At 45.1% G+C, this 12877-nt stretch carries 14 protein-coding genes; 7 read left to right on the top strand and 7 right to left on the bottom strand.

Features of this window, described 5'->3' with window-relative positions:
- Positions 1-11: 11 nt before the first annotated feature.
- Positions 12-947 carry a YybS family protein gene (locus AADZ70_RS14725; RefSeq protein ID WP_047477351.1) on the bottom strand — a complete coding sequence of 312 codons (936 nt, stop codon included), beginning with the start codon at positions 945-947 and terminating at the stop codon, positions 12-14.
- Between the two features lie 244 nt (positions 948-1191).
- Positions 1192-1344 (bottom strand): hypothetical protein, encoded by a 153-nt coding sequence (locus tag AADZ70_RS14730; RefSeq protein WP_016937356.1) that lies wholly within the window; start codon positions 1342-1344, stop codon positions 1192-1194.
- Between the two features lie 133 nt (positions 1345-1477).
- Here AADZ70_RS14730 and AADZ70_RS14735 point away from each other — a divergent pair, with 133 nt between their 5' ends.
- Positions 1478-1963 (top strand): spore coat protein, encoded by a 486-nt coding sequence (locus tag AADZ70_RS14735; protein ID WP_016937355.1) that lies wholly within the window; start codon positions 1478-1480, stop codon positions 1961-1963.
- Positions 1964-1999: 36 nt separating this feature from the next.
- Here AADZ70_RS14735 and AADZ70_RS14740 read toward each other — a convergent pair whose 3' ends face one another.
- Entirely contained in the window at positions 2000-2371 is a 372-nt protein-coding gene (locus tag AADZ70_RS14740; protein ID WP_016937354.1) for a winged helix-turn-helix transcriptional regulator, read from the bottom strand.
- Between the two features lie 206 nt (positions 2372-2577).
- Here AADZ70_RS14740 and AADZ70_RS14745 point away from each other — a divergent pair, with 206 nt between their 5' ends.
- The 5 genes from AADZ70_RS14745 (at position 2578) to AADZ70_RS14765 (ending at position 8707) form a co-directional block, all read left to right on the top strand.
- Entirely contained in the window at positions 2578-3507 is a 930-nt protein-coding gene (locus tag AADZ70_RS14745; protein WP_004393053.1) for a manganese-dependent inorganic pyrophosphatase, read from the top strand.
- 165 nt (positions 3508-3672) lie between these two features.
- On the top strand, positions 3673-4581 hold the full coding sequence (locus AADZ70_RS14750) for an EamA family transporter (protein ID WP_342008066.1): 909 nt from the start codon (positions 3673-3675) through the stop codon (positions 4579-4581).
- Between the two features lie 347 nt (positions 4582-4928).
- A complete protein-coding gene (locus tag AADZ70_RS14755; protein ID WP_326352393.1) occupies positions 4929-6350 on the top strand; it encodes a glycoside hydrolase family 68 protein in 1422 nt (473 codons plus the stop codon).
- Positions 6351-6422: 72 nt separating this feature from the next.
- Complete coding sequence (locus AADZ70_RS14760) at positions 6423-7967, top strand: glycoside hydrolase family 32 protein (protein ID WP_342007273.1); 1545 nt, start codon at positions 6423-6425, stop codon at positions 7965-7967.
- 77 nt (positions 7968-8044) lie between these two features.
- Positions 8045-8707: a GntR family transcriptional regulator gene (locus AADZ70_RS14765; protein ID WP_064779224.1), complete on the top strand. Its 663-nt coding sequence runs from the start codon at positions 8045-8047 to the stop codon at positions 8705-8707.
- 72 nt (positions 8708-8779) lie between these two features.
- On the opposite strand, the gene AADZ70_RS14770 is transcribed toward AADZ70_RS14765, so the two are convergent.
- Both AADZ70_RS14770 and AADZ70_RS14775 read right to left on the bottom strand, forming a co-directional pair.
- Positions 8780-9289, bottom strand: a complete 510-nt coding sequence (locus AADZ70_RS14770) for a DinB family protein (RefSeq protein ID WP_342007274.1) — start codon at positions 9287-9289, stop codon at positions 8780-8782.
- A gap of 50 nt (positions 9290-9339) precedes the next feature.
- Complete coding sequence (locus AADZ70_RS14775) at positions 9340-10551, bottom strand: MFS transporter (RefSeq protein WP_342007275.1); 1212 nt, start codon at positions 10549-10551, stop codon at positions 9340-9342.
- Positions 10552-10838: 287 nt separating this feature from the next.
- Here AADZ70_RS14775 and AADZ70_RS14780 point away from each other — a divergent pair, with 287 nt between their 5' ends.
- Positions 10839-11714 carry a LysR family transcriptional regulator gene (locus AADZ70_RS14780; RefSeq protein ID WP_342007276.1) on the top strand — a complete coding sequence of 292 codons (876 nt, stop codon included), beginning with the start codon at positions 10839-10841 and terminating at the stop codon, positions 11712-11714.
- Positions 11715-11829: 115 nt separating this feature from the next.
- Here AADZ70_RS14780 and AADZ70_RS14785 read toward each other — a convergent pair whose 3' ends face one another.
- Positions 11830-12198 carry a DUF1304 domain-containing protein gene (locus AADZ70_RS14785; protein WP_064778469.1) on the bottom strand — a complete coding sequence of 123 codons (369 nt, stop codon included), beginning with the start codon at positions 12196-12198 and terminating at the stop codon, positions 11830-11832.
- Between the two features lie 30 nt (positions 12199-12228).
- Positions 12229-12867: a nitroreductase family protein gene (locus tag AADZ70_RS14790; protein WP_004393039.1), complete on the bottom strand. Its 639-nt coding sequence runs from the start codon at positions 12865-12867 to the stop codon at positions 12229-12231.
- Between the last annotated feature and the right edge of the window lie 10 nt (positions 12868-12877).

The following is a 12877-nucleotide window of genomic DNA, read 5'->3' on the forward strand; positions in this document are numbered from 1 at the left end:
GTAAGTCACACTCAATTTCGCGTCACCTTATTTCTTATGTTAAAGCCTATGTCAATGATGCCTAAGAGGAGATACACGGACATGATGAGCGGAAAAAGCACACCCAGCACAATCGCTAATACAGGAACCGCTTTTGGCATCTCCATCTCATGGCAATAGAAAAAAATAAACGCTAACCCTTGAATACAAATCAGCAAGTTGAGAATATATCCCCCATTCAATGAAACCGAATACATCATATGCCCTTTTTCTAAATGCAGAAACCCTAATATTGTCACAACAAAGTACAAAATAACAACGACTTGCGGGAGTCTGAGCTCTCTAAAAGGCTTCATCTTCGGAAGATCAGGGAAAAACCTCCTTAAAAACGGCCTTGCCATAGCATAACTGAGGAAAGCAGAAACAATGCTGGTCAATATAAGCGCAGTCGGAAAAAGATATTGAAGCGTGCTCAGCTGTCTTTCCATCAGCTTGGTCTGCTTCCCGAACTGATCTCCGTAACCCAGCTGTTTTGACATGGTTTCTGCTAAAGACAGCGACTCTCGAAGCTGGGACATCGTGTTATCAACCACGTTCATATTAAGAAACACGATGCTGAACACAAAAATAACGACACCGCACAGCATACACGCAATAGCGCCGGCCGCAACCGCATAACCGGGCTGTTTCTTTTTAAAGTAATATCCCATAGCAATCCCCGTACAGGCCGCCGTAAACGCGCCTGTAAGCCCGGCAAACGAACTCACAATAAAACTGACAGGGAGGCTGGCAAGACCCATCCAAATCCCCGGCTTCAAACCGTGCCGAATAGTATAAAGAATGATCGGCAACGGCAAAGCAAAGAGAAGAATCGCCCCCAGTAAAGGGAGATACACGACCAAAAGGGAAATGATTGCAAAAATACTGATCAAAATGGCGCCTTCTATTAGAGCCCTTGTATTCTTCACTTACTCACCTCAAACCTTGTATCATTCAGAACATACGAATAGAAAAGAGCAGCTTAGACGACTGCTCTTTTGACGCCGCAATGTCTCTTCCAAGACCTGAATTTTCCATAAACTCTCCAAAATACACGTATTTATTCTAACATAAGTCAAAATCGTAAGTAAAATGAGCACAGACGGCTCCAATGTTCCATGTGAAACATGAAAACAGACAAACGGACATCCTAGTGAAAGAATGCCCGTTGTATCAATGATCCTGATCGTCCATGAAACCAGAAGTATCTCTGTTTTTCTTTTTGGTTTTCCGTACAAATAACAAGACGATAACGATAAGTAAGAGAGTGGTTGCCTGTAAAACACCGCTGCTGAAAAGGAAGAAGTTCTTTATCATGTCCCACATATAGTTTCACCTCTGCTTCGTATTTCCTTTACATTGAGTTTCCCTTTCTGGAAACTTCAAAACATCAGGAACAACATCGGGACCGGGGCATATGCTGATAATGAAAATGAAGGATAAAGGAGATTCTCACACCATGACTGAGCGGAGAACATTAGCATGGCATGAAACGTTAGAACTGCACGAGTTAGTGGCTTTCCAGGCAAACGGGCTTGTGAAATTAAAAAGAACGGAACGTGAAGTAAGCGATGCCAGATTAAAACAGCTTTACAGATTTTCCATCCATTCGCTGGAACAAAATCTGCGTGAACTGCTTCCCTTCTTCCCTGAAGCCCCCGGCTTTCGTGAAGATGAGACAGAAGAGCGGGCTGATTCCTCCTTTTACAGCGGCGGCCTGCTGAGCATGGCCAAAACATCTGTCCGCAATTACGCCGGAGCCATTACAGAAACGGCCACACCTCAATTAAGAATCGTCTTCGTCAAGCACTTAAACGCGGCCATCAAGTGGCACCAAATGGTCTTTGAGTATATGGAAGAACGCGGTCAATATCCGGCTTATAACTTGAGCGAATTGCTGAAAAACGACGTCCGCAACGCCAGAAAAGCCATTGCCATGAAATAAAAAAAAGCAGCAAGGAATCTCATCCTTTGCTGCTTCTTATTTTTGAGCGGACTGATCTTGAGCCGACGTTTTTTCCCGGTATGTTTCGAGAAATTCCCGGTTGGCGTCTCCCCATTTCTTCATTTGCAGCACGATCGGTTCAAGTGACCTGCCGAATTCGGTGAGTGAATACTCAACCTTTGGAGGCACCTGCTGATACACCTCACGATGCACGATGCCGTCCGCCTCAAGCTCCCGAAGCTGAAGCGTCAGCATACGCTGCGTAATGCTGGGACAGATGCGCCGAAACTCATTAAACCGCTTTTTTCCGCCGATCATATGATAAAACAAAATACCCTTCCACTTTCCGCCGATAACGGAAAGTGTCAGCTCAACCGGGCAACCTTCTTTATTCGGATATATGTTCATAATTCATCCTCCATAGTACCTTTTTTGATACTACATGCTGATTAGCATCTGACTTACCCAGTATTTTACTCGCAACCTGCTCCCACTCTCAACAAAAATGCTTCTTTTTCACATCAATTTTTAAGGTTTTGAAGATTACACCCTCCGCAAGACGTGTTAAACTATAAAAAGATTGTTTACACTACAAAAAAGGACAAGGAGTTATTATGGAAAAAATTCTTATTTTCGGACATCAAAACCCAGACACAGATACCATTTGCTCTGCCATTGCCTACGCTGATCTAAAAAACAAACTCGGCTTCAATGCTGAGCCTGTCCGCCTAGGACAAGTCAACGGCGAAACACAATACGCGCTTGATTATTTCAAGCAGGAAAGCCCGCGCCTCGTGGAAACAGCCGCAAACGAAGTAAACGGCGTCATCCTTGTTGACCACAATGAACGCCAGCAAAGCATCAAGGATATCGAAGACGTTCAGGTTCTTGAAGTCATTGACCATCACCGTATCGCCAACTTCGAAACGGCGGAGCCTCTTTACTATCGTGCAGAGCCGGTCGGCTGTACGGCTACGATCTTAAACAAAATGTACAAAGAAAATAACGTGAAAATCGAGAAAGAAATTGCCGGTCTTATGCTGTCAGCGATTATTTCCGACTCACTTTTATTTAAATCTCCGACTTGCACAGAGCAGGATATCGCGGCGGCAAAAGAGCTTGCTGAAATTGCCGGCGTAGATGCGGAAGAGTACGGCTTAAACATGCTGAAAGCAGGCGCCGACTTAAGCAAAAAAACGGTGGAAGAGCTGATTTCCCTTGATGCGAAAGAGTTCACGCTCGGCAGCAAAAAAGTCGAAATCGCCCAAGTCAACACAGTTGATATTGAAGATGTCAAAAAGCGTCAGCCGGAATTAGAAGCGGCCCTTTCAAAAGTCATTGCTGAGAAAAACCTTGATCTGTTCCTTCTCGTGATTACGGACATTTTGGAAAACGATTCTCTTGCGCTTGCCATCGGCGATCAGGCTTCAAAAGTGGAAAAAGCGTTCAACGTCACTTTAGAAAACAACACGGCTCTTTTAAAAGGTGTTGTATCCAGAAAGAAACAAGTCGTTCCTGTTTTAACAGACGCGATTGCAGAATAACCAAAACACCCCGGGAACCCGCCGGGGTGTTTTTTTTTACGGCTTTTTTGTAAGCGCCAACCAAAAAAATCGCTTTGACGCGTTTTGATATGTGATATATAATATATCACATGAAAGGCGTTTTTTCTATTCATTGTAAATCAATACAGCGAGGAGGGTTCTGCGCTGGAAAAACACGCTGCTCTTTCCTATTCACGAACAACAGGAATTTGGCTTGTGCTTACAGGAGCTATCTTATGGGGTGTCTCAGGAACAGTTGCCCAGTATCTGTTTCAGGACCGCCATTTTAATACAGAATGGCTGACCTCTGTACGGCTGCTGATTTCAGGGGCGCTTCTGCTCGGAATCGCGTACCGCAAAGAAAAAGGACGCATATGGGCTGTTTGGAAAGACAGACAGGACATAGTTCCCCTTCTTTTATTCGGGATTTTCGGAATGTTAGGCGTTCAATACACTTATTTCGCGGCAATTGAGTACGGCAATGCGGCCACGGCTACCGTTCTCCAATATTTAGGGCCGGCCATTATTACATGCTTTTTAGCGATCCGCGCAAAGAGAATGCCTTCAGCGAAAGAACTGCTCGCCGTCTTATTAGCGGCTGCAGGCACATTTATTTTGGTCACGCACGGGAATGCCGGCAGCCTGTCCATATCCGCCCTGGCCGTCTTTTGGGGGATCAGCTCAGCCTTTGCGCTGGCGTTTTACACTCTTCAGCCGCATCGGCTTTTGAAGAAATGGGGATCCGCCATTATTGTCGGATGGGGCATGCTGATCGGCGGAGCCGCTCTCAGCTTAGTCCGGCCGCCTTGGAAGTTTGAAGGCCAATGGTCATTATCCGCATATGCCGCGATTGTATTTATCATCATTTTCGGAACGCTCATCGCTTTTTATTGCTACTTGGAAAGCCTGAAATATCTGAGTGCCTCTGAAACCAGCCTGCTCGCCTGTGCGGAGCCGCTGTCGGCAGCTTTTTTAGCAGTGATCTGGCTGCATGTTCCCTTCGGAATATCAGAATGGCTGGGTACTTTATTGATTTTAGCCACCATTGCTTTATTATCTATCAAGAAAAAATAACCTCTCTTTTTTTAGAGAGGTTTTTTCCTAGGCCTGGAGCACCCCTTAGTCTCAATTACCCATATATTAAAGGGCCTTTTTTCATTTTACTATCTTCCAAAAGAGGAAATTAGACCAGTTGTCAATAGATTCAGAGTCTAATAGAATGATGTCGACAAGTAAATCATGCAGGATTGTTACTGATAAAGCAGGCAAGACCTAAAATGTGTTAAGGGCAAAGTGTATTCTTTGGCGTCACCCCTTGCATATTTTAGGTCTTTTTTTCTGTAACAAACCTGCCATCCATGAATGCGGGAGGATCGAATCGGCAGATCGCAACAAAAGTACATACAAAAGGAGACATGGACATGAACATCAAAAAATTTGCAAAACGAGCCACAGTTCTAACTTTTACAACTGCACTTCTGGCAGGGGGAGCAACTCAAGCCTTCGCGAAAGAAAATACCCAAAAACCTTACAAAGAAACGTACGGCGTCTCTCATATCACACGCCATGATATGCTGCAGATCCCTAAACAGCAGCAAAATGAAAAATACCAAGTGCCTCAATTCGATCAATCAACGATTAAAAATATTGAATCTGCAAAAGGACTGGATGTGTGGGACAGCTGGCCGCTCCAAAACGCTGACGGAACAGTAGCTGAATACAACGGCTATCACGTCGTGTTTGCACTTGCGGGAAGCCCGAAAGACGCTGATGACACATCAATCTACATGTTTTATCAAAAGGTCGGCGACAACTCGATTGACAGCTGGAAAAACGCGGGCCGTGTCTTTAAAGACAGCGATAAGTTCAACGCCAACGATGAAATCCTGAAAGATCAGACACAAGAATGGTCCGGTTCTGCCACCCTTACTTCTGACGGAAAAATCCGTTTATTCTACACTGACTTTTCCGGTAAACATTACGGTAAACAAAGTCTTACAACGGCGCAGGTAAATGTGTCAAAATCCGACAGCACGCTCAACATCAACGGAGTGGAAGATCACAAAACGATTTTTGACGGCGACGGAAAAACATATCAGAACGTTCAGCAGTTTATCGATGAAGGCAACTATACATCCGGCGACAACCATACGCTGAGAGACCCTCACTACGTTGAAGACAAAGGCCATAAATACCTTGTATTCGAAGCCAATACAGGAACAGAAAACGGATACCAAGGCGAAGAATCTTTATTTAACAAAGCGTACTACGGCGGCAGCACGAACTTCTTCCGTAAAGAAAGCCAGAAGCTTCAGCAGAGTGCTAAAAAACGCGATGCTGAATTAGCGAACGGCGCCCTCGGTATGATAGAGTTAAATAATGATTACACATTGAAAAAAGTCATGAAGCCGCTGATCACTTCAAACACGGTAACTGATGAAATCGAGCGGGCGAACGTTTTCAAAATGAACGGCAAATGGTACTTGTTCACTGATTCACGCGGTTCAAAAATGACGATCGACGGTATTAATTCAAACGATATTTACATGCTTGGTTATGTATCAAACTCTTTAACAGGTCCTTACAAGCCGCTGAACAAAACAGGTCTTGTACTGCAAATGGGTCTTGATCCTAACGATGTGACGTTCACATACTCTCACTTCGCAGTGCCTCAAGCCAAAGGCAACAATGTCGTGATCACAAGCTACATGACAAACAGAGGCTTCTTTGAGGATAAAAAGGCAACTTTTGCGCCAAGCTTCTTAATGAACATCAAAGGCAAGAAAACATCCGTTGTTAAAAACAGCATCCTTGAACAAGGACAGCTTACGGTTAACAACTAATCATAATAAAAAGAAAATGCCATATTTCATTGGCATTTTCTTTTATTTCTAAACAAGATGGTGAACTCAATCATGGCACGAAAATGGCCCATTGCAATATTGATCATTCTGGGTGCGTTCCTGTTTGTCGGCTTACTGCCGGACAAAAGCAACAATTCCTCTAAAACAAACACGAAGAATAAACCGGATTACCGGGCGGCATATCATTTCACAACCCCGGACAAATGGAAAAACGACCCTCAAAAACCCATTTTTTTCGATGGGAAATATCATTACTATTATCTTTATAATCGGGATTATCCGAACGGCAACGGCACAGAATGGCGGCACGCCGTATCAGAGGACTTGGTGCACTGGACGGACGAAGGCACGGCTATTCCGAAATACACCAACCCAAACGGCGATATATGGACCGGTTCTGTCGTCATTGATAAACACAACACGGCAGGCTTCGGCAAAAACGCACTCGTCGCCATTACAACGCAGCCGACGGCCAAAACCGAAGCACAGGAACAATATTTATGGTACAGCACGGATAAAGGAAAAACATTTACATCCTATAGTGATCAGCCCGTCATGAAAAACCCGGGCACTAAAGATTTCCGGGATCCGAAGGTAATCTGGGATGAACAGGATAATAAATGGGTGATGGCCATGGCCGAGGGCGAAAAAATCGGCTTTTATGAATCACCCGATTTAAAGAATTGGCATTACACGGGCGGTTTTATCACCCAGCAGATCGGCCTCATCGAATGCCCTGACCTTTATATGATGCGTGCAGATGACGGCACGGCCAAGTGGATTCTCGGCGCAAGCGCAAACGGCAAACCTCAGGGCAAACCGAATACGTACGCTTATTGGACCGGAAACTTTGACGGAAAAGAATTTACTGCCGATCAAGCGGAACCGCAATGGCTCGATTACGGGTTTGACTGGTACGGCGGCGTCACATTTGAGGACGGCAATAGCAAAGATCCGCTGACAAAACGCTATGCGCTGGCATGGATGAACAATTGGGATTATCCCAATGAAACTCCGACACTAAAGAACGGCTTTAACGGCACGGATTCTATCGTTCGTGAAATCCGCCTTCAGCATCAGGATGGCGGCACCTACAGCCTGATGTCAGAGCCGGTTGAAGCATTGAACCAATTAACCTCTTCAACGGACGGCACTGAAGACAAACAGGTGAACGGTTCTGAAACGTTGCCGATCAAGGGTGATACGTATCAGCTTGACATGGATATCTCTTGGTCCGATATCAAAAATGCAGGCGTCAGACTCAGAGAATCAGCAGACCACAAGCGGCATATTGATGTCGGTATTTCAGCAGAAGACGGCTGTGCCTATGTGAACAGATCATTTACAGATCAGCCTGATAAAACCGGGACATATACTGAAAGCAAAGCGCCATTTGACGGAAATAAAGGGCGCGTTCATCTGAAAATTCTCGTAGATAAAACGAGTATTGAAGTATTTGCAGATGACGGAAAAACCGTTCTCACAAATGAAGTGTTTCCAAAACCCGAAGATCAGGGAATCACGCTCTATTCTGAAGGCGGTTCCGCTGAGTTTCAGCATATTGAGATAAAGCATCTCGGTTCCATTCATCCTTAGATCACTCTTCATTTCTAACCGGCGTTCAGACTGTGTTAAAATGCTTGTATGTATACTACGATTCATGAGGTGTTCCATTGGATAATCAAAACAAAGAACCTGTGCTGAAAAGAACCATCATGCGGGACGAAGTGTATCACACGCTCAGAAACTGGATCATAACGGGCAGGCTCAAACCTGAAACAAAGTTAAAGGACAAGGAACTGTCGGAAACATTGGGAATCAGCCGCACTCCGATACGGGAAGCCTTATTGCGCTTAGAAGATGACGGCTTGGTCATGACAAAGGCAAACAGATGGACGCTTGTCGCTCCGATTGAGTTAAAAGAAGCGGAAAACTTGTATTCCATTGTCTGGACGCTTGAAAAACTCGCACTGCAGCAAGCCCTCCCGCATATGGACGCTGCAGTGATTCAGGAATTGAAACAGCTTAATGAAGAGCTGCTTCAAACGGTGAAGGCCGGCGATAAAATGGCCATTCTGGAAGCGGATAATGCATTTCACCATCGCATCATTCTGCTTACAGACAATGCCGAACTCTGCAAATTGCTTGTGGGCCTGAAGGTGAAAATCCAGAGAATGGAGATCCGCTATTTCAGCGAAGATGATGCATTGACCAGATCATACAATGAACACGCTGCTATCATTCACGCATTAGAACAGCAGGATGACGCCGCTGCCCTTGCAGCGCTTGAAGCGAATTGGAAAAACAGTTTAGAACGTCTGCAGAACTTGTCTTAGCAAACGAAAAAGCCAAATCATATGATTTGGCTTTTTACGGATATAACAAGGCAGCCGACTTGGCTGTCTTGTTTACTTTTTGTTTATATATAAATAAATACCGTAATCCGTCGGCACAGAATCATCCCCCATCTGTCTGAGCATGGCTGTTATATTCCCGCGATGATACGTTCCGTGGTTCACAACATGGAGAATCATATCGGCCGCCGTGGTTTTCATGATGTCACCTGACGGATGTTCTATTTCAAGGGAGAGATTGATATTTTCCTCCTTTTGCAAAAATAGTTGATATCGGTCTGATAATTCCAAAAATAGATCTTCCAGCTCTTCTATCTCTTTAGACAAGATGTCCTCTTTTTGCTGTTCAGCTGATTTCAGCGTATCCTCCAGACGCTCTCCGGAGAACACATCAAACCACCCCTTATCCGACAGATACACATGGGTCAATACACCGGCTATCGACGGAAAGACACTTTGAATCTCTTTACGGTACACATCCTCCGGAAGCTCTTTAAGCCGGGTGAATATTTGCTGATTTGCCCAAAGATGATAATCATACAATTGCAGTGCCAGATGTCCCACAAAACCCTCTCCTCTCTCGATACAGAACGTACGTTCCTGATTATACCACGCTACATGCGGCTCTGTACCGTTTTATTCATTTGCAGCTGAGAAAATCCGATAAAGGCTGAAAATAATAAAAGAATCCCCGCGCTTATATAAATAAACCGCACGCCGAATACATCCGAGATCATCCCCGTTCCAATAATGGAAAACATAAAGATCAATTGAACGAATGCTGATCTCGCCGCTAATATATTGACCCGTGTCTGTTCAGTCGTGATGTTTTGAAGAAAGGTTTCCTGCGTCAGATCTCTTAATACGCAAGCCGGCCCCATACACAGCACCAAAAAAAGGGCCAGAACGGCACTGCTGGTCAATCCATAAATAAAAGTGAGCATTCCATATGCCAAGGCTCCCGTCAGCATAAGCGGAATGAGGCTTCGCTGAAACTTACCGGATAACCTATAGATGATCAAGCCGCCGATCATCGTCCCTGCATAATAGGCTCCGTTCACATATCCCCACCACGCTTCTCCTTTTTGAAGGACGTCATGCACATAAGTTAAGGACACAGATCCGATCCATATCATGCCTGCCCACGATTCGATCACATCCATCACTATCAGGGCCCGCAGCTGTTTTTGCTGAAATAAATACACCCAGCCGCTTGCCGCATCTGCAAAAAGTGAACGTTCCCTGACTGTTGCCGTCGCACAGATGCGTACTTGAAGAAACAGAATGATGCCTAAAACCGAAGAAACCAGTAACATTACAGTGATGATTATTGTATAGCTTTCTCCCAAAAATGCGATGATGACGCCGCCCAGAGACCATCCGGCAAACTGAACGGTCTGATCCGCCGCAGATAATAAGCCGTTCGCCTTCGCCCTTTGATCAGGAGGAATAATTTCTCCAATCAGTGCGCTTTTTATCGGAGCGAACCAGCCGTTGCAAAAAGAAATCCCTCCGATCAGACAAAACAGCAGAAAAAAGAAAGCCGATGAACCGGCTTGGATTACATAAAACAAACAGACTAACAGTGTCACCTGCATCAATTGAGAACCGATCAACAAAGACCGAAGCGTAAACCGGCCGGTGACCAGCGGCAAAACGGCGCTTCCCAATACGCGACATACAATGCTGACGAACGTCATGAGAGAGGCCGCCGCCGTCGAACCGGTTTTCGTAAACAAAAACAAGATAACAGCCATTGTATAAAGTGAGAATCCTAAATTGATAGCGGTCTGGCTGTATAAAATAGAGTAATACGCCCTCTTCATATTATCTTCTCCAAAAGCTTCACTCCCTGATTATGTAAATCATACCATATTTGCCGATCAGCTCTCTTAAAAAACAGAGTTCACTCCATCTATTAGTCTTTATGAGCAGAAAGGAAACTTTCAGCAAAAAAATAATGAAACACCCTGGCTCATAGCACAACGAAGGCAGATTTTCGGTTGTGTACATACATGCCATTGCCATACTGGCGCCTGTCCCTTATGATGTATAATGCATAATAAATATATCTATAATGCTTATCAGTAATAAAATGAAAGAGGTGACATTGATGGAATGGGAACAGCTTGAATATTTCCAAACGCTCGCACAAACTGAGCATGTCACAAAAGCCGCAAAGCTATTGTCCATCTCACAGCCCGCACTCTCCCGCTCAATTTCCCGATTGGAAAACCACTTAGGCGTCCCGCTGTTTGACAGACAGGGCCGTTCGATTACATTGAACAAATACGGAGCGATGTTTTTAAAACGGGTTCAGACCATGATGAAAGAGTATACTGACGGCCGAGAGGAAATTCAGGCTTTATTGCAGCCGGATCAAGGAGAGGTTTCACTTGGATTTTTACATACACTCGGGACAGCCATCGTTCCGGATGTCATCAAGACCTTTCGGCAAAAACACCCCGGAATCGGCATTACATTAAGACAAAACCATTCCTATTGGCTGCTCGATCAGCTGAAAGAAGGCGAGCTTGATCTCTGCCTTCTCGCATCCACTAAACCTGAAAAGTCGATTCGATGGGTGCAATTATGGAGTGAGGAACTCTTTTTATATGTACCAAAAGGACATCGGCTGGCGCATCGTGAAACCGTCACCCTGGACGAACTCGCCGAAGAACCTTTTATATTGCTGAAAGAGGGGTATGCGCTCCGAATGACGGCTGATCAGCTATTTGAACAGGCGGATATCCATCCGAAGATTATGTTCGAAAGTGAAGAGGCGGCAACTGCGGCCGGCTTCACGGCCTCCGGTCTCGGTGTTTCCATCCTGCCTGATTTAAAAGGATTGGATCAAAGCAACCTCTCAAAAATACGCATCAGCTGGCCAAAATGCCAGCGCGTGATCGGCATCGCCTGGATAGAAGGCAGATTTTTATCTCCTGTTGCTGAAACGTTCAAACAGCATGTGATTGAACATTTCGGCTGAACAATGCCGTCCTGACGAAAAAAAGCCGATGCGCGCAAGCATCGGCGGCCGAACCTGTTCTTCAAAACAAAATAAAAAAAGAGGGCTTCCGAGAAGGAAGCCCTCACTCCGTCTGCTACGCCAATAAAAGAAAAATAAGCGCTAAAACAGCCGGAAGTCCTTGTTTTACGATAATTGATTTGTTTGAAGTAAAGCCGCCGAAAAGAGCGGCGATGACCACGCAGATGACGAAAAACAATTGAATCATATGGCCAATCGGATCAGCTCCGAGGATCAGCCCCCAAATGAGGCCGGCAGCCAGAAATCCATTATACAGACCTTGATTTGCAAACATGACCGCCACATTCCGATCACCTTCTAAATGCTTCGGCAATTTGAAGGACCGCTTAGCTGCCTTCGAATTGATAAAAAACATTTCAAGTATCATGATAAATACATGTTCTAAAGCTACAATTCCGACGAAAACAGCTGCAATAATGTCCACTGTCTCTCTCCCCTCAGCTTCACTTCAACCTTATTTCCATTGTGCGATCGTTTCGATAGGAAGACGGTAGGAAGCATATCCTTCGTCCGCCGCTTTTCCGATTGATAACAGCATGACCGGTACATAACGCTCTTTATCCATTCCGAAAACCTCGGCGATCTTTTCTTTATCGTAGCCGCCGATCGGGTTTGTGTCATAGCCGTGCGCGCGTGCCGTAAGCATCAGCTGCATGGAAACAAGGCCTCCGTCGATCAGAATGGTTTCACGGTTCACTTGCTCCGGAAGTTTTTCAAAATGTGCCGTCAACGCAGCGATTTGTCTGTCTTTTACTTCCTGCGGCATGTAGCCCAGTTCGACCGCTTTTGAATAAATTTCTTCTAAATAGTCATCACTGTTCATATCTGCGAAAACCGCGATCACCGCAGATGATGTGCTGACTTGTGTTTGGTTAAAGCTGGCAAGCGGCGCGAGTTTTTCTTTTCCTTCAGGGCTGTCAATGACAAGGAAACGCCATGGCTGCGCGTTAACTGAAGACGGCGCTGTCGTTGCTTCTTCCAAGATTTGAGTCATTTCTTCTTTGCTGATTTTTACAGCCGGATCGTAATTCCGAATGGAACGGCGGCCTTTCATAATGTCCATAAAGTCGTTTGTTTTCAGTTCTGTTTTCATGTGTAATACA

The organism is Bacillus sp. YBsi01 (genome assembly GCF_038406745.1).
Lineage (GTDB): Bacteria > Bacillota > Bacilli > Bacillales > Bacillaceae > Bacillus > Bacillus siamensis.